The sequence below is a fragment of the Pseudarthrobacter sp. NamB4 genome (genome assembly GCF_005796185.1).
Classification (GTDB): domain Bacteria; phylum Actinomycetota; class Actinomycetes; order Actinomycetales; family Micrococcaceae; genus Arthrobacter.
In genome coordinates, this window is the sequence record NZ_VAHM01000005.1 from 73,808 (window position 1) to 93,755 (window position 19,948).

Below are 19,948 nucleotides of genomic sequence, written 5' to 3' on the forward strand. Positions count from 1 at the left end.
CGGAACTCTCTAAGATTACCCGCATTCCCGGCTCCGCCCTGACGAGGGAAAGCGCCCGGGCTGTCAGCCAGGTGCCTGCTGGTGATCGGCCGTGGCGCCCTGCCTGCCTCCAGCCCCTGACCGGAATCCAGTGCCGGCGGCCCGCCCCCGGGTGCTGCGCCGTTTTCCAGCGCCGGCCCGTCATCCGGCACCGCTCCCGAGAACAGGCCGGTCAATCCGTCCACTTCCTGTGCCGCCGTGGTGGGACGGCGGAAATGCTGATGCGGCCGGATGGTGCAGCGGGTCCGCGCCCCACCTTGGTCCGCTGAAGCTTGAGCTTCCTGGCCGCTGCCGCCGGATGTGTCCGTGCTGCCGCCCGGTGTGCGCGTGCTGCCGCTGGGCTTTCCCGGGCTGCTGCCCCGACTTTCAACTGCCATGGATGCTCCACGCCTTCCTTGTTATGGGTGGTCGGACCTGCCGGATGCCTGCCGGGCGAAGATCGCGGGGATGGAGTCGACAGCGAAGATGATGTCCGTAGCCTCTACGAGCACCAGGACGGCCAGCAGCGGGGCCGCCAGGAGGACGCCGTTGCGACTGATCAGGAACCGTTGCCCATGGAAGTTATTCGTCATGGGTACGTAGGGGCGGAAGAGCCGCAGCGCCCGGGACTTCTCCGGGTCCAAGTGCTCGTTCCGGTGCCTGAGCATCCGGCAACCCGTGACCAGCAGGAAGGCTGCGAACAGGTGCAGCACCCATCCCGCAATGGCGATGATGGAAGCACCGGCAGCGATGAAGATGCCGCGGAACCCCAGGACGCCGAAGAACAGGACGCGGTGCTGATACTCCCGGGGCACGGCGAAGTACGTGAAAATGATGGCCCAGATAAAGACGTTGTCCACGGCTAGGGACTTCTCGATCAAATAACCGGCAAAGTATTGCTGACCAAACTCTGCACCGTAGAACTGCCAGACCAGCACTCCGAAACCAAGCCGAAGGCACCCCAAACGGCGGACCAAGGGCTGCTTCGCGCACTCCGATCAGGCGATGCGTTCCGTCAGGCCGCGGAGGCCAGCCCGCCCGGCCGCCGCCGGTACAGCCACACCAGGCCGAGGATGGGCAGCACCAGGGGAACGAAGGCATAGCCGCGGCCAAAGAGGGACCATACGGTCTCGTGGGGGAAAGCCACGGGATCGAAGACGCTCAGGGCGCCCACCACCAGCACGCCCACCAGCTCAACCAGCACCGCAGCCACCGAAACCTTGAACCAGGTACTGCCGGCCTTGGCCAGTGAAACGGTGGCCACCACGTACACGAGTGCGGCGAAGGCCGAGAGCAGGTAGGCGAGCGGAGCTTCCGGGAATTTCGTGAGGATCTGATAGCCGGCGCGCGCGGACGCTGAAATCGCGAACACGGCGTAGACGGCGATGAGCAGCCGTCCGGGGCCGGTGTTACGGCTGTTGGAGGCAGCGGGGCCGTCCCCCGCCGGACCCTGCCCTGCAGGCGATGCGGTGCGCTGGTCTTTCACGTTGTGTGCCTCTTCCACTTCAGTACCAGATCTGGTTCATGCGCGCCGCCATCACCAGGGCGGTCACTCCGACGGCGGCCAGGACGAAATTGCTCCACCTGGTCCGCTCCAGGATGGACCAGTAAACAGCAGCCGGGGGCAGCAGCATGGCGGTCACCATGTACCCCCAGAATTCCCACGCCTCCCCCGCAATGGGCTCTCCGGCGATGACGCGGATGATGGAGCCCACCAGGTAGACCAGCAGGGCAACTTCCACGGCCGCGACGGACAGGATGGTGACGTCGTTCGGCGCCTTCTTGAGAATGCCCGCGGCCAGGCATACGCCCGTGGACAGGAGGCCCACCACCAGGAGGATGTAAAAGTAAGCGTCCACGGTCAGCCTGCCCCAAGACCGGAGCTGCCGTTGCCCGGCGCAAACACCAGGACCGGCTTGGCGAAATTGCCGGCATCGGCCAGCAGTGCCACCAGGCTTCCGTCCGGCGCGAAGGCGGCTGCCGGATGATCGGCCGTAGCAGCGGCGGGGCTTCCCGGAGCCGCGCCGGCGGCAATACGGCGGCCGAAGGAGATCTCCGTGGTTTCCTCGGCGCTGAGCTGGCGGTTGGGCATCAGTGCCCGGGCAGCTTGGGACATCTCAAGGATGTTGAGTTCCTCGGCCAGCTGCTCAAGTGTGCGTGCCTGCTCCAGGGAGTAGGGGCCCACGTGGGTCCGGCGGAGGGCGGTGAGATGTCCGCCCACCCCCAGCGCATTGCCCAAGTCCCGGGCGAGGGCGCGGATATACGTGCCGGAGGAACATTCAACCGTGACATCCAGGTCCACTACATCAGCGGCCGGGTCCCGCCGGATCGCGTGCACCTCGAACCTATGGATGGTGACGGGACGTGCGGCAAGGGTGACATCCTGGCCGGAGCGGACCCGCGCGTAGGCGCGTTCACCGTTCACCTTGATGGCACTGACGCTGCTCGGCACCTGCTGGATGTCGCCGGTCAGCCGGGCAACGGCGTCGTGAATTGCCTCATCGCTGACCGCGGAGGTGCCTGCCGTAGCGGTAACTTCACCTTCGGCGTCGTCCGTCACAGTGGACTGTCCCAGCCGGATAGTGGCGGTGTAGGTCTTGGCGGTGCCCACAATGTAGGTGAGCAGGCGGGTCGCTTTGTTGATGCCCACCACCAGGACTCCGGTGGCCATGGGATCCAGGGTTCCCGCGTGACCCACTTTCCGGGTACCTGCGATGCGCCGCATCCGGCCAACCACATCATGGCTGGTCCATCCCTGCGGCTTGTCCACTATCACCAGTCCAGAAAGCACGCCTCCCAGTATATCGGCGCTGGTCCTGCCGCCTTCGCACACCCAGGGCAGGAAGGCCTGCACCTGCGGACGTGCCAGCTAGGATGGCTGGCATGCCAGAGCTTGCCGCCCATGTCCGCGACGTGCCCGTCAACCAAATCCGGGAGATTACCGAGGCCGCCTGGCGTACTCCCGGTGCCTTGGTACTGAGCATTGGAGAGCCCGGCTTCCCGCTCCCCCGGCACGTGCTGGACGCCGCCATGGCCTGCCTGGACCGCGACGAAACCAATTACACGCCCAATGCCGGCATCCCCGCGCTGCGCGGGGCTTTCGCAACACGGTTCCTGGAGCAGCAAGGTATTGATGTGGGCGCGGACCGCGTATACGTGGTGTCCGGCGCGCAACAGGGACTGCACTTTGCCATGAGCCTGCTGCTCTCACCGGATGATGAAATCCTGGTGCCCAACCCCGGCTACCCCACCTTTGCCATGACCAGCCGGCTCCTCAATGCCGTGCCCGTGGGTTACCCGCTGTACCCGGACCACGGCTTCCAGCCGAGGACCCGGGACATCGAGTCCCTCATCACCGGCCGGACCCGCGTGCTGGTCCTGAACTCCCCCTCCAACCCCCTCGGAGCCGTGCTGGCCGAAGACCTGACCCGCGAACTGATGGAGCTGGCCCGCCGGCACGATCTGTGGGTCATTTCGGACGAATGCTACGAGGCCTTCACCTACGATGTGCCGCACGTCAGCCCTGCGAAGTTCGACGGCGATACGCCGGGTGATGCCCGCGTGTTCACTTCGCTGACTCTTTCCAAGACCTACGGCCTCACCGGCCTTCGCATAGGCGCGCTGATTTGCCCGCCCGGGCTGAAGCAGAAGATGGACAACGTCATGGAGTCGATCGTGTCCTGCGTTGCGTCGCCGTCGCAGTATGCGGCGCTCGCCGCCCTGACCGGCCCGCAGGACTATATCCAGCACGCCCGCGCGCACTACCGGGCAAACAGGGACGCCGCCTCCGCAGTCCTGGACGCGAAGGGAATCCCCCATCTCAGAGCCCAGGGGGCCTTTTACCTGTGGGCGGACGTTTCCCACGCCACCGGCGGGGACGTTCGCAGCTGGGTGCGCCGGTTCCTCGCGGATTCCCGGGTTGCGTTGGCACCGGGAACGGCCTTTGGTTCAATCGGCGAAGGATGGGTCCGGATTGCCCTGTGCGGAAAACAGGACGACCTCGTGGAAGGCCTAGGCCGGCTGCCGGGCCGGAATCCATAATTCCAGCCAGGCTCAGGTGCGGGCAGGCAGGGATCACTGCCGGGTGCTGGACAGGGCCCCGTCCAGCCAGGACCGCAGAACCTCTGCGGGGGCCGCTCCCGCCTGACGCGCCGCCACCCGGCCGTCCACCATCACCATCAGGGTCGGGATGGCCTGCACGTCGAAGCGGCGCGACAGGCCCGGAGACTTGTCCACGTCCACCTTGACGAGTTTGATGCTGCCCGGCCGCTCCCTGGCCAGCTTGTCCAGCACTGGACTCACCATCCGGCAGGGGCCGCACCAGGCGGCCCAGAAATCGACCAGCACCGGAACCGGCGACTGCTCCGCGACGGCGGCAAAGTCGGCATCGCCCGCTGACACGATCCATGGCAGTTCAGCCTTGCAGTTGCCGCACCGCGGCCGGCCGGCAGCCTGCGCCGGGACCCGGTTGGTCTTCCCGCAGGCTGGACAGGCGGTGTGCGCCGCTTCCATTCCTAGTATTCCTTCCTGTCTGTGAAGGCACCCCATGCCTGGAACGGGGCATCCGACGTCGGGATGTCACTCCTCGTGACCGGCATCAGCTCCGGGCGGGTTCCGTTGAAGTAGTCATAGAAGACGGCGTCGTCGAAACCCGCGGCAGCGGCGCCGTGGCGGTCTGCGGCGAAGTAGACGCGTTCGATCCTGGCCCAGAGCGCCGAGGCCAGGCACAGCGGACAGGGTTCGCAGCTCGCATAGAGCACAGCGCCGTGCAGGTCATAGTTGGCGGTTGCCGCTGCGGCGGCGCGGATGGCCACCACTTCAGCGTGGGCGGTGGGATCATTGTCACGGGTGACGCGATTGACGCCTTCGTGCGCCCGCCCGTCCGCCGTCACCACCAGCGCGCCGAATGGCCCGCCCCCTTCCCTGACGTTCCGGATGGCCAGTTCCACGGCCTGCTCGAGGTACTTGGTGCTGTGGTCCAGGTCATGCGGCTGAGTCATAGCTCGATCCTAATCATGGGGCAGCCGTTAGGGGATGACATTGGGGGGCGGATAGGGGGAAATCCCGGCGACATTCGACCCCTGCAGGAATAATCTGGCGCCGGGGGTTTCCGAAGTTCCTGCCTTCCGCCAGGGAGGCTCCTTATCCGGCCCTTCAAGGGCGCCAAACCGGAGTACCCAATGAAAACGAAAATACCGATCGTTGCATGGCTCGCTGCTGCGCTGCTAGTTATTCCTGCCGGCCCTGCAATGGCTGGCTCCGACCTTGAGCATTCGACGCCGCGCACCCTGGCTGAGGGCTTGGTTGGCCCTCTGAGCCTGACCGTAACTTACGATGAATCCGTCCTGGTGACCCAGAATTTCGCCGGCCTCCTCAGCCACGTCAACGACGATGGCTCTACCACTACCCTCCATCAGGGGGAAGAGGGCTGGAGCGTGGGAGGCGTTGAAACCCGCCACGGAACGAGGTATTTCGTGGAGAGCGCGGGCGCAGGAGGAACGGATCCGGCCGCGCTCAAGGGCTGGCTGAAGTCCCTTGACCCACAGGGTGCCATTCATGATCTTGCCGACCTCGCCAGCTACGAACGGGAAAAGAACCCGGACGGCGCTCAGCACTACGGCTTCGGCCCTGAGCTCTCGGACGCATGCCTGGCGGAGTGGCCCGCCTTCCCCCCGGCCCGGTACCAAGGAGGTCTTGACTCGCATCCTTACGGAGTAGCCGTACGCGGCGATAAGGCATACATCGCGGATGCGGGCGCAAACGCTATTTTGGAAGTGGACCTGGAATCTGGTGACGTCTCCACGCTGGCAGTCCTGCCGCCCCAGCCCGCGGTGATCCCGGCCGGGACCAGGATCCCAGTGGACATGGCGGGAAACACCGTGGAGGTCCCGGCGTGTGTTGTGGGGCACGAATACGCCTTTGAGCCGGTGCCGACGGACCTGGAGTTCGGCCCGGACGGACGCCTCTACGTGACCACCCTTCCCGGCGGACCCGAGGATCCTTCCCTGGGAGCCCGGGGCGCCATCTTCCGGGTGAACGCCTCGACCGGCGGCACGAAGGTGTGGGCGAAGGACATCCTGAGTCCGACCGGCCTGGCCATCGCTGACGACGGCGACGTTTACGTGGCGTCGATGTTCGGCAACGAGATCATTGAGATCGATGCCTCGACCTACGAGAAGAAGCAGTTCCTCGCCATCGGTGGGCCGGCCGCAGTAGAAATCCGTGGAAATTCGCTTTATGCCACGGTTGGGTTCAGTTTCGCCGATCCCACCCAGGGCAAGGTGATCAAAGCCGGCATCTGGTAGTGCCCGTGCATTGTCCGGGAAGCAGAAGGCCCGGACCAGTTCAGGTGCGGTCCGGGCCTTCTACCGTTCAGACGGTTTTATTTATGCTCGTCTTCGTCGGGATTCTCGTCGTCGTTGAGGTCAAAGTCCTCTTCGTCGAAATCGTCGTCGTCGAGGTCAACGTCCGCGGACGCATCGCTCTTGTAGGGGTCCGCGTCACCTGCGTGCTGGGCTTTGGCTGCAAGGGCAGCCACCTCGGCGTCCCGCTTCCTGGCCTCCCGCAGCAGCTCCTCGAGGTTGGAAGCAACCACGGGAATCTGGTCAGCCACGAATTCCAGGGTTGGAGTCAGCCGTACGGTGATGTTCCGGCCCACCTCCTGACGAAGCACGCCCTTGGCCTTCTCCAGCCCCTTGGCAGCATCAGCTTGGACGGCCTGGTCCCCAAAGACCGTGTAGTAGACGGTGGCATGCTGCAAATCGTTCGTCACGCGGGCATCAGTCACAGTGATGCCCTCAAGCCGGGGATCCTTAACCTTCCGGCTCAAGGCCTCAGCAACAACAACCTTAATCCGCTGCGCCAACTTGGCAGCACGTGCCGGATCAGCCATGAACAACTCCTAAAAAATTTGGAACGTACGACGGCGCGGGCATGGCTTGGCTAAGTTGCCTTCACTGCCGCGCACCTTGGTGAGTCAGAGACGATGCCGGAGAGTTTTGGGGGCGCCCGGGAGTGGCATCGGGCCTACCGGAGCTGGGCGGCAAAGGATCGCAAGATCCTTTGCCGCCCAGCGTAGGGGCGGGGCGCCCCCAAAACTAGGAGGCGGCCTGCGGTGGGAGAGCTAGACGCGCGGCTTCTCACGCATCTCGAAGGTCTCGATGATGTCGCCTTCGGTGATGTCGTTGTACGAGCCAAGACCGATACCACATTCGAAGTCCGTGCGGACCTCGGTGGCGTCGTCCTTGAAGCGCTTGAGCGACTCAACGGTGAGGTTGTCACCGATGATCTTGCCGTCGCGGCTGACGCGGGCCTTGGCGTTGCGGCGGATGATGCCCGAGCGGACGATCGAGCCGGCGATGTTTCCGAACTTGGAAGAGCGGAAGACTTCGCGGACCTCGGCGGTGCCCAGCTGGACTTCTTCGTATTCCGGCTTGAGCATGCCCTTGAGCGCCATCTCGATGTCATCGATTGCCGAGTAGATGACGGAGTAGAAGCGCATGTCCACGCCTTCGCGGTCTGCCAGTTCGGCAACGCGTTCTGCAGGCTTGACGTTGAAGCCGATAATGACGGCGCTGTCCACTGTCGCCAGGTTGACGTCGTTCTGCGTGATGGCGCCAACACCGCGGTGGATGACGCGCAGCTGCACGCCTTCGCCCACGTCGATCTTGAGCAGGGCGTCTTCGAGGGCTTCCACGGCACCGGACACGTCACCCTTGAGGATGAGGTTGAGGGTGTCGATCTTGCCTTCGGCGACGGCCTGGTCAAAGTCCTCCAGGCTGATGCGCTTGCGACGCTTGGCCAGGGCGGCGTTGCGGTCGGCTGCTTCGCGCTTCTCGGCGATCTGGCGGGCGGTGCGCTCGTCAGCGGTCACGAAGAAGGTGTCGCCGGCACGCGGGACGTTGGACAGGCCCAGTACCTGGACGGGCCGGGACGGGCCTGCCTCGGTCAGGGCGCTGCCGTCGTCGTCGAACATCGCACGGACACGGCCGTGGGCTGTGCCTGCCACGATGGTGTCGCCGACGCGCAGGGTACCGGACTGCACCAGGACGGTGGCCACGGAACCGCGGCCCTTGTCCAGGTTGGCTTCGATCGCGATGCCACGGGCGTCCTTGTTCGGGTTGGCGCGCATGTCCAGGGCAGCGTCCGCGGTGAGCAGGACTGCCTCGAGCAGCTCGTCGATGTTGAGGTTCTGGCGTGCAGATACCTCCACGAACATGGTGTCTCCACCGTATTCTTCAGGAACCAGGCCGTACTCGGTCAGCTGGCCGCGGACCTTGTCGGGGTTGGCGCCTTCCTTGTCGATCTTGTTCACGGCCACCACGATGGGCACGTTTGCTGCCTGTGCGTGGTTGAGGGCTTCAACGGTCTGGGGCATGACGCCGTCGTCCGCTGCCACCACCAGGATGGCGATGTCGGTGACCTTCGCACCACGGGCACGCATGGCGGTGAACGCCTCGTGGCCCGGGGTATCGATGAAGGTGATCTTCCGGTCGTCGCCCTCGTGGTTGTGCGTGACCTGGTAGGCACCGATGTGCTGGGTGATGCCGCCGTGCTCGCCCGCCATGACGTCGGACTTGCGGATGGCATCGAGCAGGCGGGTCTTACCGTGGTCCACGTGGCCCATGACGGTGACTACCGGAGGACGTGCCTCGAGGTCTTCGTCGCCTTCGGCTTCGAGCTCGGCGTCGAAGTCGATGTCGAAGGTGGAGAGCAGCTCGCGCTCCTCGTCCTCCGGGGACACGACCTGGAGCTTGTAGCCAAGCTCCTCGCCCAGCAGTGCGAAGGTTTCCTCGTCCAGCGACTGGGTTGCGGTTGCCATTTCACCGAGATGGAACAGTACCGTCACCAGCGCGGCGGGGTTCGCCTCGATCTTGTCGGCGAAGTCCGTGATGGACGAGCCGCGGCGCAGGCGGATCACAGTGTTGCCATCGCCGCGGGGTACGGTCACGCCACCCAGCGACGGTGCGCTCATCTGCTCAAGTTCCTGGCGCTTTGCGCGCTTCGACTTGCGCTGCTTGCCACGGCCTGCGCCGCCCTTGCCGAAGGCACCTTGGGTACCGCCGCGTCCGCGGCCGCCCTTGCCGAAGCCACCGCCGGCGGGAGCACCGCCGCCGCCACCGGGACCACCGGTACCGGGAGCGCCACCGGGGCGTCCGGGGCCGCGCCCGCCGCCGCCGGGACGGCCTGCACCTGCGGGTGCGGGACGTTCAGTGCGGTTGGGCATCATGCCCGGAGTAGGACGGTTTCCGCCGGCGCCGCCGGGACGCGGTGCACCCGGGCGGGGACCACCCGCACCGGCTGCGGGACGGGGGCCGCCTGCACCTGCTGCGGGACGGGGACCACCGGAACGGGGGCCGCCGGCGCCTGCTGCGGGACGGGGACCACCAGGACGGTCGCCGTCGGTGCGGCTTCCACCCGGACGGGGCATGCCCTGTGAGGTGGCAAACGGGTTGTTGCCGGGACGGGGAGCACGGTCGCCGTCGCCGCCGCGGCCGCGGGGCATGCCCTGGGACGTGGCGAAGGGGTTGTTGCCCGGACGGGGACCGCCGGGACGGGGAGCACCGCCTTGGCCCGGCCCGCCGGAACGGGTAGGTGCGGCGGGGGTTTCAGCCTTGGGTGCCGGCCGTGCCCCGGGCTTTGCGCCGGTGGACGGGGCAGCGGGAGCTGCCGGGGCGGAGGCAGCCGGCGCTGCGGGTGTGCTGGCGGCCGGTGCTGCCGGAGCAGCCGGCTGTGACGGTGCTGCCGGAGCGGCGGGGGCAGGTGCCTGCGCCTTGGGGGCGGGGGCCTTGGGTGCTGCCGGGCCGGGAGCGGGGGTTGAGGGACGTGCTTCTGCCGCCGGGGCCGGCGCCTTGGGCGCGGCTGCGGGAGCTGACGCCTTGGCAGCAGCGTCGGGGAAGGCGTTGCGCAGCTTGCGCACTACGGGGGCCTCAATGGTGGAAGAGGCGGAGCGAACAAATTCGCCCAGTTCCTGCAGTTTTGTCACTGCATCTTTGGAAGTGATACCGAGCTCTTTCGCAAGCTCGTGTACGCGGACCTTGGCCACATTTCTCCTGTCTCGGTCCGCACCGAGCCAGGCACGAACCGTCTACTTCTTACTGCGGGCCCCGGCCGCATAGCGTGCAGAAGGGCCCATTGCAGAGCGCAACAAAGTTGTCATCGTTACGCACTCATCGCTGGGAACTCATCGGGTTTCCATCAGATTTCTGACCCGCTTTCAGGTTGGACGGTTGGTGTTGCAGTTGCCGTAACGCCTGCAACGTTCGGGCCTGACTTGATCCGGCGCTCGACGTCAGCGGTACCGGTTGCGCCGTTGAGGGCACGTCCGAATGCTCGCCGCTTGATCGCCAGAGCCAGGCACGATTCGCTGGGGTGCAGCCATGCACCCCGGCCAGCCATCCGGCGTCGTTCATCCACCAGGACAGCGGACGAACCGCTGCCTTCGGCGACGAGCCGGAGTAACTCCGACCGCAGCCCCTTCTTTCGGCATCCGATGCAGGTACGCTCCGGTTGATTCCCGCTTGCTTCTGGCACGGTCATCTTCCTGACGTTCATATCTGCTGGCCGCGGACGGTCCCCTCCGCGGTTCACCTGAACCCCGCAATGGAGGTATCAGGAGCACACCGTATGGGGCACGCCCAAGGCGCACGGCTGCCGGCCGTTAGGCGCGGTCTTTACTATTCTAGCCCCTCCCTGCCGTTCTGCCCGAAATTTCGCGGGGGTTTCCGGCCCGGGAGGGGCCTGTGGGACGTGTCAGTTATCGCGGCCGGCCGCGGCGTCGGACACAATGTCGATCCGCCAGCCTGTAAGCTTCGCCGCCAAACGGGCGTTCTGGCCCTCTTTGCCGATGGCCAGGGAAAGCTGGTAGTCGGGAACCACCACGCGGGCCGAGCGGGTGGCTTCGTCGGTGATGGTGACCGAATTCACACGCGACGGCGAGAGTGCGCTTGCGATGAAGGTCGCCGGATTCTCGCTGAAGTCCACGATGTCGATCTTTTCATCGTTGAGTTCGGTCATCACGGCGCGTACGCGCGAACCCATTTCGCCAATGCAGGCGCCCTTGGCGTTGATGCCGGGAACGTTTGCCTTGACCGCGATCTTGGTCCGGTGGCCGGCTTCCCGGGCCAGCGCAACAATCTCGACGGAGCGGTCTGCGATCTCCGGGACCTCAAGTTCGAAGAGCTTGCGGACCAGTCCAGGGTGGGACCGGGACAGGGTGACAGACGGGCCCTTCGAGCCGCGGTGAACGTCGATGACCAGGGCACGGAGGCGGTTTCCGTGGACGTACTTCTCGCCGGGCACCTGCTCGGGCGGCGGCAGGAGCGCCTCCACCGATCCCAGGTTCACCTGGATCATGTGGGGGTTGTTGCCCTGCTGGATGGTGCCGGACACGAGTTCACCCTCGCGGCCCTTGAACTCGCCCAGGACGTTGTCGTCTTCAACGTCGCGCAGCCGTTGCAGGATGATCTGGCGGGCGGTGCTGGCGGCAATGCGGCCGAATCCCTCGGGGGTGTGCTCAAATTCGCCAATGGGAGCGCCGTCGTCGTCAATCTCCACAGCCCAAATGGTCACATGGCCGCTCTTGCGGTCCAGCTCGGCACGGGCCTTTTCGTGGGCACCCGGCGACTTGTGGTAGGCCACCAGGAGCGCTTGCTCGATGGTGGGGATCAGGAGGTCCAGCGGGATTTCACGCTCACGCTCCAGAAGCCTCAGTGCGCTCATGTCAATATCCATCAGGCCTCCTCAGAAGGTCCATTGTGTTCAGGTTCCAGACCGTCCTCGGAGAGGTGGCTGAATTCGATCTCGACTTTTCCGTTGCGGATCCTGTCGAAAGGAAGCTTTATGGGGTCACCCTGCTTGGGCTTCATGCCCTTTTTGACGGCGATCTCCGGGATGATCGTCACCCCGGCGTCGTCCACGGACTGGATGCGGCCGGTGACGTTCCCGCCCTGGAGCACGTTGACCTTGACCATGCGGCCCTTGGCCCGGTGCCAGTGGCGGGGTTCTGTCAGGGGGCGTCCGACGCCGGGAGAGGAGACCTCAAGATCGTAGGGGCGTCCGTCGTCTCCTGGATCATTATCCAGGACGTCGGAGAGGACCTTTGAAATGTCTGCAATGACGTCAAGGCTGACGCCGCCGGTTTCCTCCTGCGGCAGGTCCACCACCACATGGACCACCCGGTGCGAACCGGGCACGATGGCCACGTCCTCCAGGTACAGGCGGTTCGCCTGGACCGAGGGTTCAAGGAGCGCGCGGAGCCGGGCCGCTTCCGGATTTCCTGATGAAGCCGTGGCTTCTGCATTGCTCACGATGCCGGCCGCCTCCCTATAGATGATGTTCTGCTTACTAGCGTAGCTATTTTACCGGTCCGGTGGGACGGAGTTTCCCCGCCGGCGTGACACCATGGTCTGTTGTGAAAGCCGACAATCCGGAAAACCGCCCCGCGCTGCGCTATTTCCGGTATGCCGTCCTTGCCTTCACTGCACTCCTTGTCCTGAGCCTCGGATTCGGGCTGATTCCCGCGGCTCCGCCTCCCGCCGCGGTGCCGCCCTTCCCGGAGCAGGCCCGGGCGGCCGCCCTGCAGGAAACCTTGCGTCTTCGCGCAGCCGCCGTGCATCTGGCGACCCCTGCTGCCGGCGCCCCCGTGAACCCTGCGGTATTGGACGCAACTGTGACGTTGCTGACCCTGCAGGCACGCGCCCTCCTGTCGCCGTCGGATTCTCTCCCGACAGCGCGGCCAACAGCGCCCGGTTCCTCGCCGGCGGCGGAGGCCACGGCGGCAGATTCTTCCCCGTCAGGCCCGCTTTCCCAGCAGGAGCCGGGTCCGCCGGCAGCAACGACGGCGGCCCCGGCACATGTTCCAACTCCCGGGGAACTGGCTTCCGCGCTCTCGGCCAGCGGGGTTCAACGCCTCACCGATGCGGAAAAGGCCCACGGCGGGATGGCGCGGCTCCTGGCCGGGACCGGCACGGCCCAGTTGCTTGCGGCGGAGACCATGGCCGCCTCGGTCGGCGTCCCGGGAGATCCACTCCCCCACGCCCGGCCAGGGACGGCCACCGCCATGCGGGAGACCAGCGCCCCGCCCGCGGATGCGGCGGGAACCGGCCCCACGCCGACCTCCTGCCCCTCTCCGCGGCCGGGGCCTGCGGGAACTGAATCCGCCGGGGAGGAAGCGGGACAGGAAACAAGCACAGCAGGCACCCCTGCCGGACTGGGCAGTGCCTTGTCCATGGCGGTTGCAGTGGAACAGCGCAGCGTTTACGCCTACCAGGCCGCACTTCCACGGCTCGCCCCGGCCGACGCCGCCACCGCCGCTGCCTTCCTGGACCAGCATCAGGAACTTGCCGCCGAAGCCTCCGCCCATTCCAGTGCAGCCTGCAGCGATCCGGGCGCTCAACAGCCGGGTTATGTACTGGGCGCTGAATTCCTCGCCGCGCCGGCAGCCGGGCTGGCCAAACTGGAACTCGCCGCACTGCCTGCCTATGGGGACGTCGTTTCGCAGGCTGACGGCGGCCTGCGGAAGTGGGCAATTTCCGCCCTTGAGGAAACAGCACGGCGCGTTGCCCGCTGGGGCGGCGACCCCGGACCCGTGCCCGGCATCCTCCTTGACGCGGGCCAACTGCCGGAACTCCCGGAACAGGCGGAGAGCCTAATGCCGGCGGTGACGCGTGCAGGCAACTGAGGAACGCCTGCCCGCGTTCGTTCCTGGCCGGTCCCCCACTGACGGCCCGCACATGCCGTGAAGCAGGGTGGCCGCGAAGAACTTCAGATGGTTTGCTGAAGGCATGGATGCACAGGAACCGGCACGGGCTGACGCCGCAGGCCCCGACCTTGACCGCCACCTGGAGACGGAGCCGCACGCCAATGACATTGCCCAGCGGCTGAATTGGCTGCGGGCGGGCGTCCTTGGCGCCAATGACGGCATCGTTTCCGTTGCGGCGATCGTGGTGGGCGTAGCGGGCGCCACCTCGGAATCCGGGCCCATCCTCGCCGCGGGAGCAGCTGGCCTGGTGGGCGGTGCAGTGTCCATGGCACTGGGCGAATACGTCTCCGTCAGCAGCCAAAGCGACAGCCAGCGTGCACTGATTGAGAAGGAACGGCGGGAACTGGCCGAGCAGCCGGACGAGGAACTTGCAGAACTCACCGGGATCTATCTCGCCAAGGGACTCAGCCCGGAAACTGCTGGCAAGGTGGCCGAGGAGCTCACGGCCCACGACCCCCTGGCGGCGCATCTCTCCGCCGAACTCAATATCAACGAGACTGACATCGTGAGCCCCTGGCACGCCGCTTTTGCTTCGGCTGTTGCTTTCACCATCGGCGCGATCCTGCCCATGCTGGCCATCCTGCTTCCGCCGCCGGATATCCGGGTTCCCCTGACCTTCGTCATGGTTCTGGTGGCACTTGCGCTGACCGGCGGACTCGGTGCCTGGATCGGTGGCGGGTCAAAGACACGGGCAGCCATGCGGGTGGTGGCCGGCGGCGCCCTGGCTCTCGCAGCAACCTTCAGCATCGGCAGCCTGTTGGGTGCCACGGGTGTGGTGTAAAAGTTACAGGGCGCAGGGGTTGTCCCGTGCAGGGGTTACCAAGCGGGAGGGACCTGGCTTGGGGGTCATTCACCGGAGGCTTGCCGCCGGCGGGCCAGCGGAAGGGCACTGCACGTAGGCTTGGTCCGATGAGCCAGCCAGCCGTACTGCCTGTTCCCCCGGACCTTGCCGCAAGATACGCCCGCACGCATGAAGGACGTGCGTGGCTCCACTCCCTGCCCGATCTCGCCGGAACCCTGCTGGAACGGTGGGCGCTTGTCTGCGGCCTCGGCCCGGGTGCCATGCCCTGGCACGGCCACGGCGCCCTGGTTCTTCCGGTGCTGCAGGAGGACGGCGGCCCCGCTGCCCTCAAGATCGCCTTCCCGCACGATGAGGCCCGGGTGGAGCGCCATGCGTTGGCGCTCTGGGGCGGACAGGGCGCCGTGCGCCTGATTGCATCCGATGCAGGCACCTGTTCCATGCTCCTTGAAAGGCTGGACGCCGGGCGCTCGCTCGCTGCCGTCCCGATGGATGAGGCCATGGCCGTCTGGGGCGGGGTGGTCCGGCAGCTGAGCCTTGTTCCCGACGATCGGCCGGAGTGGCGGGAGTTCGAGCACTCGCTGCACGGGCAGAGCAGTGGAGCGATGACCTGCCGGCGCACTGGGAACACCTGGGACGGCCCTTTCCGCGTTGGTTGCTGGAAGCGGCGCTGGAGGTGTGCCAGACCCGCGGCGCGGTGGGACGGCGGACCGCCCGTGACGCCCTGGTCCACGCGGACCTCCATTACCTCAACATCCTGGTCAGGCCAGGCACCGCGGCCGCGGAAGGAAAGCCGACGGCGGATGCTTACGCCGCCATCGACCCGCAGCCTATGATCGGCGAGCCGGAGTTCGGTGTGGCACCGCTGTTATGGAACCGGCTGCAGGATCTGCCGCTCAACCGGCCTGAATCAGGCCTGCGGCAGCGCTGCGCGGATTTCACCATGGCCGCCGGCCTTGATCCCGAGGTTGCCCGGCAGTGGGGCGTGGCCCGGGAGGTTGCCAACGCGCTGTGGTACGCCGGGCTGCCGGGCCATCAGGGAGACCTGGCCCGGTCGCTCTGGGTGGCAAGCACGCTCGCGGGCCGGACTCTTGACGGGCTTCCCCCGGCGCATGCGTTGCCGGAGCCGGGGCAGGCCTTCATCACGGCCTGACCGACGCATCCCGGGCAGGTGGCGGCTCCCGCCAGCTGGCTTCGAGCGGCAGCCGAATCCCCGCTCGGCAGCCGAAGTCCCACGCAAGAGCCGAATTCCGGCGGGTCAGCTCACTTACCGCGCACTGCAGAGAGCGCGGAGTTCACAGCGTCCACGGCAGTGCGTACCTCTTCCCCGCCGGTTTGCCAGTTACTGACCGACACCCGCAGGATGTCCCGGCCCTGCCAGCGGGAACCGGACATCCAAACCCTGCCTTCACCGATGATGCGTTCGGTCACTGCCCGGGTGGTGGCGTCGTCGCCAAACGCCAGGGACACCTGCGTGTAGTTGACGTCGTTCAGCACCTCCACGCCGTCAATTCGGGCCAGTCCCGCAGCAATGTCCGAGGCCGCGGTTGCCATGCCCCGCACCTGCGCCTCCACTCCGTCCCGGCCCAGGCTCTTGAGGGCTGCCCATACGGGAACACCGCGTGCGCGGCGGGAAAGCTCCGGGACCTTTTCGAAGGGATCGCCGGGGCCTTCGGCGTCATGCACCAGATAGCTGGCGTGAAGACCCATGGCGGAGCGGAGGGCTGAGGGGTCACTGACAATGGCAATCCCGCAGTCGTACGGGACGTTGAGCGTCTTGTGCGCATCGGTTCCCCAGGAGTCGGCATCCCCGTGCCCGGAGGTCAGGTGCCGGAGTTCCGGAACGGCAGCTGCCCACAGGCCAAAAGCACCGTCAATATGGACCCAGGCGCCGTGCTTTTTTGCAACGGCGATGGCTTCGGGGAAGGGATCGAACGCGCCTGAATGCAGGTTTCCTGCCTGCAGGCACACGAGCGCCGGCCCGGATCCTTCCGCCAGGACTGCATCCAGCGCTTCCGGAATCAGCCGCCCCTGCTCATCGGCCTCCACCACCGCGGGTTTGCCCAGGCCGAGGTAGCGCAGCCCCAGGTCCACGGTGTCATGCCGTTCCCGGCCAACGAAGCTGCGGATCCGGGGAGCCCCAAACAGCCCGTCCCGGTCCAGGTCCCAGCCGGCCTCGGCCAGCAGCCGCCACCGTGCAGCGGCCATTCCGGTGAAGTTTGCCATCGTGGCGCCGGTGACGAAGCCAACGTCAGAACCGGCGGGAAGCCCCAGCAGCTCGAGGAGCCACTTACCTGCGCCCTCCTCGATGGCAGCGGTGGCCGGGGTGGCATACCGCAGCCCTGCATTCTGGTCCCATGCGCTTACCAGCCAGTCAGAAGCAAGGGCGGCAGGAATGGTCCCGCCAATCACCCAGCCGAAGAACCGGCCGGAGGGCATGGCCATGAGTCCCGGCTCCGCCGTCCGTGCCAGGAAGTCGACCACTTCCTCAGCCGGCGTCCCTTCCTGCGGCAGCGGCCCGCCGAAGGCCGCAGTGAGGTCGTGGGCGGGAAGTGCAGGCCCCACCGGCCGCTCCCGGAGGCTGCGCAACCAGGCAGTTGAGTGGCGGGCTGCCGCTGCCAAAGCCCGGGCATACTCGTCGTCCCCGTGTGACATACCTGCATGCTACGCCCGGAAACCCGGCGCACACGAGTCCTCGATGCCGGCGGCCGTCAGACGAAGTTTTCCTGCCAGACGTCGTAGCCGAGCTTGATGATGAGGGCCGACACCACCAGCAAGAAGACCACCCGGACAAAGCGGCTGCCCTGCTTCACGGCTGTCCTGGCGCCCAGGTATCCGCCGGCCATGTTGGCCGCACCCAACAGCAGGCCCAGCCCCCACAGCAGCGAGCCGTGGGGCAGGAAGAACAACAGTGCCCCGGCGTTGGTGGCCATGTTGACGATCTTGGCTTTGGCGCTGGCCTCCAGGAAGGCGTAACCCATGGCCGAGACCAGCGCGATGACCAGGAAGGAACCGGTTCCGGGCCCGATGAGGCCGTCGTAGAAACCGATCACGCCACCAATGAGGCAGGCCACCACGTAATGCTTGTGGCCGCCATGGCGCAAGGCGGTGATGCCGCCAACGTCCGGTTTCAGCGCGGTGAAAAGCGCTACGGCGACCAGCGCGGTGACGATGATGGGCTTGAAGACACTGGCGGGCAGCGCAGCCGCCAGCACAGCACCTCCGAAGCTGCCCGCGAGGGCGATCACGGCCATGGGCAGAGCCGTCTTCAGGTCCGGGCCCACCCGCCGGTAATACGTGGCGGCGCTGGTGGCGGTACCAAAGATGGACCCCATCTTGTTCGTGGCCAGTGCCTGAACGGGCGTGATCCCCGGGACCAGCAGCAGGGCGGGGAGCTGGATCAGCCCGCCCCCGCCCACCACTGCATCAACCCAGCCGGCGGCGAAACCAGCCAGCACGATCAGGAGGAGTGTCGTCAGCCCCAGCGATTCGAGTCCGAACTCCACCGAAGTCAGCTGGTGCGGACAGCGTTGACCACGTAATCAACGGCCTTGTCCACCGCCACGTTCTCGGCGTCGCCGCTGCGCCGGTCCTTGATCTCCACCACGCCGTCCACCAGCCCGCGGCCGACAGCCAGGATGGTGGGAACCCCTACCAGTTCCGCGTCCCCGAACTTGACGCCCGGCGAGACCTTGGGCCGGTCGTCGAGAAGGACGTCGAGCCCTGCTGCTTCGAGGTCCGCTGCCAGCCGCCCGGCCGTGGCGAAGATTTCCTCGCCCTTGCCCACAGCCACCACGTGGACATCCGCAGGCGCAACAGCCCGCGGCCACACGAGCCCCCTGGCGTCATGGTTGGACTCCGCCAGCGCGGCAACGGCCCTGGTGACGCCGACTCCGTAGGAGCCCATGGTGACGGTCACCTGCTTGCCGTTCTGGTCCAGCACTTTCAGCTCCAGGGCTTCGGCGTACTTGCGGCCCAGCTGGAAAATGTGGCCCATTTCGATTCCACGGGCGGTCTCCAGGGGACCGGAGCCGTCCGGGGCCGGGTCGCCCTCGCGGACTTCGGTGCACTCGATGACGCCGTCCCAGGTAAAGTCGCGGCCTGCCACCAGGCCGTACACGTGCTTGCCGGCCTCGTTGGCCCCGGTGATCCAGCTGGTGCCGCGGACCACGCGCGGATCCACCAGGTACAGCAGCTTCGTTGCGCTCTCGGTGCCCAGCAGCGGTTCCTCAAGGGACATGCCGGGGCCGAGGTAGCCCTTGACGATGCGGGGCTGCTTCTTGAGGTCTTCGTCGTTGGCGGCTTCGAGGCCTATTTCACCGGCGATCGGCAGGAAGGAGCCGATGTTGGCCTCGACACGCTTGAGGTCCACGCCGCGGTCGCCGGGGACGCCGATAACCACCAGTTGACGCTCGCCGGTGGGCAGCGTCACGGCGAGCACCACGTTCTTCAGCGTGTCGGCGGCAGTCCACGCGCCGCCGTCGGCCTCGCTCCGGGGGGCCAGCTCATTGGAGGCGGTGACCAGTGTATCGATAGTGGGGGTATCCGGGGTGTCGCGGACGACGGCTGCTGGGGCGTCGCTGAAGTCGATCTCCCCGGGGACGACAGTGGTGACGGCCTCGACATTCGCTGCGTAGCCGCCGGCGGAGCGGACGAACGTGTCCTCGCCGATTTCAGTGGGGTGCAGGAATTCCTCGCTCTTGGACCCGCCCATGGCCCCGGCAGTGGCGGTGACCGGGATGACTTCCAGGCCGAGCCGTTCGAAGATGCGCAGGTAGGCGCCGCGGTGGGCCGCGTAACTGGCGTCCAGGCCGGCGTCGTCGACGTCGAACGAGTAGGAGTCCTTCATGATGAACTCGCGGCCGCGCAGCAGGCCCGCGCGCGGCCGCGCCTCGTCACGGTACTTGTTCTGGATCTGGTAGAGGCTCAGCGGCAGGTCCTTGTACGAGGAATACAGGTCCTTGACCAGCAGGGTGAACATTTCCTCATGGGTGGGGGCCAGCAGGTAATCGGCGCCCTTGCGGTCCTGGAGCCGGAACAGGCCCTCGCCGTACTCGGTCCAGCGGTTGGTGGCCTGGTAGGGTTCGCGGGGCAGGAGCGCCGGGAAGTGGACTTCCTGGGCACCAATGGCAGCCATCTCCTCGCGGATGACAGCTTCGACTTTGCGCAGGACGCTGAGTCCCAGCGGCAGCCAGGTGTAGATGCCGGGGGCGGCGCGCCGGATGTAGCCTGCGCGCACCAGGAGCCGGTGGCTGGCAACCTCGGCGTCGACGGGATCTTCACGCAGGGTGCGCAGGAACAGCTGGGACAGTCGTATAACCACGGGTGGGTATCCGTTTCTGGGGAAGTGCTTAAGCAGCAGGGCCGGG

The 19,948-nt window shown here is 66.6% G+C and carries 17 protein-coding genes and 2 pseudogenes; 5 read left to right on the forward strand and 14 right to left on the reverse strand.

Annotation, left to right across the window (positions count from 1 at the left end; all coding sequences use genetic code 11):
• Window positions 1–470 precede the first annotated feature (470 nt).
• From FDW81_RS06190 to truB, 4 genes and pseudogenes are all read right to left on the reverse strand, one after another.
• Window positions 471–1,020: pseudogene (locus FDW81_RS06190) on the reverse strand (tellurium resistance protein TerC); the annotation flags it as partial.
• Between the two features lie 13 nt (window positions 1,021–1,033).
• Window positions 1,034–1,522 (reverse strand): hypothetical protein, encoded by a 489-nt coding sequence (locus FDW81_RS06195; protein WP_370278782.1) that lies wholly within the window; start codon window positions 1,520–1,522, stop codon window positions 1,034–1,036.
• A 1-nt stretch (window position 1,523) separates the two neighbouring features.
• Window positions 1,524–1,877, reverse strand: a complete 354-nt coding sequence (locus FDW81_RS06200; protein WP_138133273.1) for a hypothetical protein — start codon at window positions 1,875–1,877, stop codon at window positions 1,524–1,526.
• A gap of 2 nt (window positions 1,878–1,879) precedes the next feature.
• Window positions 1,880–2,809: a tRNA pseudouridine(55) synthase TruB gene (truB, locus tag FDW81_RS06205; protein ID WP_138133274.1), complete on the reverse strand. Its 930-nt coding sequence runs from the start codon at window positions 2,807–2,809 to the stop codon at window positions 1,880–1,882.
• 92 nt (window positions 2,810–2,901) lie between these two features.
• On the opposite strand from truB, the gene FDW81_RS06210 reads away from it, so the two are divergent.
• Window positions 2,902–4,059: a pyridoxal phosphate-dependent aminotransferase gene (locus FDW81_RS06210; RefSeq protein ID WP_171027124.1), complete on the forward strand. Its 1,158-nt coding sequence runs from the start codon at window positions 2,902–2,904 to the stop codon at window positions 4,057–4,059.
• 33 nt (window positions 4,060–4,092) lie between these two features.
• Here FDW81_RS06210 and trxA read toward each other — a convergent pair whose 3' ends face one another.
• Window positions 4,093–4,530: a thioredoxin gene (trxA, locus tag FDW81_RS06215; RefSeq protein ID WP_138133276.1), complete on the reverse strand. Its 438-nt coding sequence runs from the start codon at window positions 4,528–4,530 to the stop codon at window positions 4,093–4,095.
• Window positions 4,531–4,532: 2 nt separating this feature from the next.
• A complete protein-coding gene (locus FDW81_RS06220) occupies window positions 4,533–5,018 on the reverse strand; it encodes a nucleoside deaminase (protein WP_138133277.1) in 486 nt (161 codons plus the stop codon).
• Window positions 5,019–5,198: 180 nt separating this feature from the next.
• Between FDW81_RS06220 and FDW81_RS06225 the strand changes: the two genes are divergently transcribed.
• The gene (locus tag FDW81_RS06225; protein WP_138133278.1) at window positions 5,199–6,323 is read left to right on the forward strand and encodes a ScyD/ScyE family protein; all 1,125 of its coding nucleotides are present in this window, start codon (window positions 5,199–5,201) and stop codon (window positions 6,321–6,323) included.
• A 77-nt stretch (window positions 6,324–6,400) separates the two neighbouring features.
• Here the strand turns inward: FDW81_RS06225 and rbfA are convergent, their stop codons facing one another.
• From rbfA to rimP, 5 genes are all read right to left on the reverse strand, one after another.
• Entirely contained in the window at window positions 6,401–6,910 is a 510-nt protein-coding gene (gene rbfA, locus FDW81_RS06230) for a 30S ribosome-binding factor RbfA (RefSeq protein ID WP_138133279.1), read from the reverse strand.
• A 231-nt stretch (window positions 6,911–7,141) separates the two neighbouring features.
• Window positions 7,142–10,063 carry a translation initiation factor IF-2 gene (infB, locus tag FDW81_RS06235; RefSeq protein ID WP_138133280.1) on the reverse strand — a complete coding sequence of 974 codons (2,922 nt, stop codon included), beginning with the start codon at window positions 10,061–10,063 and terminating at the stop codon, window positions 7,142–7,144.
• 152 nt (window positions 10,064–10,215) lie between these two features.
• Complete coding sequence (locus tag FDW81_RS06240; protein ID WP_138133281.1) at window positions 10,216–10,572, reverse strand: YlxR family protein; 357 nt, start codon at window positions 10,570–10,572, stop codon at window positions 10,216–10,218.
• Window positions 10,573–10,770: 198 nt separating this feature from the next.
• Window positions 10,771–11,751: a transcription termination factor NusA gene (gene nusA, locus FDW81_RS06245; protein WP_138133282.1), complete on the reverse strand. Its 981-nt coding sequence runs from the start codon at window positions 11,749–11,751 to the stop codon at window positions 10,771–10,773.
• A complete protein-coding gene (rimP, locus tag FDW81_RS06250; RefSeq protein WP_370278784.1) occupies window positions 11,751–12,326 on the reverse strand; it encodes a ribosome maturation factor RimP in 576 nt (191 codons plus the stop codon). The genes nusA and rimP overlap by 1 nt, the downstream gene beginning before the upstream one ends.
• Window positions 12,327–12,430: 104 nt before the next feature.
• Here rimP and FDW81_RS06255 point away from each other — a divergent pair, with 104 nt between their 5' ends.
• From FDW81_RS06255 to FDW81_RS06265, 3 genes and pseudogenes are all read left to right on the forward strand, one after another.
• Window positions 12,431–13,699: a DUF4439 domain-containing protein gene (locus FDW81_RS06255; RefSeq protein ID WP_240720000.1), complete on the forward strand. Its 1,269-nt coding sequence runs from the start codon at window positions 12,431–12,433 to the stop codon at window positions 13,697–13,699.
• Window positions 13,700–13,802: 103 nt separating this feature from the next.
• Window positions 13,803–14,561, forward strand: coding sequence for a VIT family protein (locus FDW81_RS06260; RefSeq protein WP_138133284.1), 759 nt, complete (start codon window positions 13,803–13,805; stop codon window positions 14,559–14,561).
• A gap of 128 nt (window positions 14,562–14,689) precedes the next feature.
• Window positions 14,690–15,732, forward strand: a pseudogene (locus tag FDW81_RS06265) (aminoglycoside phosphotransferase family protein).
• A gap of 110 nt (window positions 15,733–15,842) precedes the next feature.
• Here the strand turns inward: FDW81_RS06265 and FDW81_RS06270 are convergent.
• Genes FDW81_RS06270 through FDW81_RS06280 form a run of 3 tightly spaced genes read right to left on the reverse strand, consistent with a single transcriptional unit; the run spans window position 15,843 to window position 19,902 of the window.
• Entirely contained in the window at window positions 15,843–17,234 is a 1,392-nt protein-coding gene (locus FDW81_RS06270; RefSeq protein WP_138133285.1) for a pyridoxal-dependent decarboxylase, read from the reverse strand.
• A gap of 56 nt (window positions 17,235–17,290) precedes the next feature.
• A complete protein-coding gene (locus FDW81_RS06275; protein ID WP_138133286.1) occupies window positions 17,291–18,085 on the reverse strand; it encodes a TSUP family transporter in 795 nt (264 codons plus the stop codon).
• A gap of 5 nt (window positions 18,086–18,090) precedes the next feature.
• Window positions 18,091–19,902 carry a proline--tRNA ligase gene (locus FDW81_RS06280; protein WP_138133287.1) on the reverse strand — a complete coding sequence of 604 codons (1,812 nt, stop codon included), beginning with the start codon at window positions 19,900–19,902 and terminating at the stop codon, window positions 18,091–18,093.
• Between the last annotated feature and the right edge of the window lie 46 nt (window positions 19,903–19,948).

Coding starts and splice junctions, on each gene's coding strand:
- FDW81_RS06210 (WP_171027124.1), top strand. CDS start 2,902: ATGCCAGAGCTTGCCGCCCATGTCCGCGACGTGCCCGTCAACCAAATC.
- trxA (WP_138133276.1), bottom strand. CDS start 4,530: ATGGAAGCGGCGCACACCGCCTGTCCAGCCTGCGGGAAGACCAACCGG.
- FDW81_RS06220 (WP_138133277.1), bottom strand. CDS start 5,018: ATGACTCAGCCGCATGACCTGGACCACAGCACCAAGTACCTCGAGCAG.
- FDW81_RS06225 (WP_138133278.1), top strand. CDS start 5,199: ATGAAAACGAAAATACCGATCGTTGCATGGCTCGCTGCTGCGCTGCTA.
- rbfA (WP_138133279.1), bottom strand. CDS start 6,910: ATGGCTGATCCGGCACGTGCTGCCAAGTTGGCGCAGCGGATTAAGGTT.
- FDW81_RS06240 (WP_138133281.1), bottom strand. CDS start 10,572: ATGAACGTCAGGAAGATGACCGTGCCAGAAGCAAGCGGGAATCAACCG.
- nusA (WP_138133282.1), bottom strand. CDS start 11,751: ATGGATATTGACATGAGCGCACTGAGGCTTCTGGAGCGTGAGCGTGAA.
- FDW81_RS06260 (WP_138133284.1), top strand. CDS start 13,803: ATGGATGCACAGGAACCGGCACGGGCTGACGCCGCAGGCCCCGACCTT.
- FDW81_RS06270 (WP_138133285.1), bottom strand. CDS start 17,234: ATGTCACACGGGGACGACGAGTATGCCCGGGCTTTGGCAGCGGCAGCC.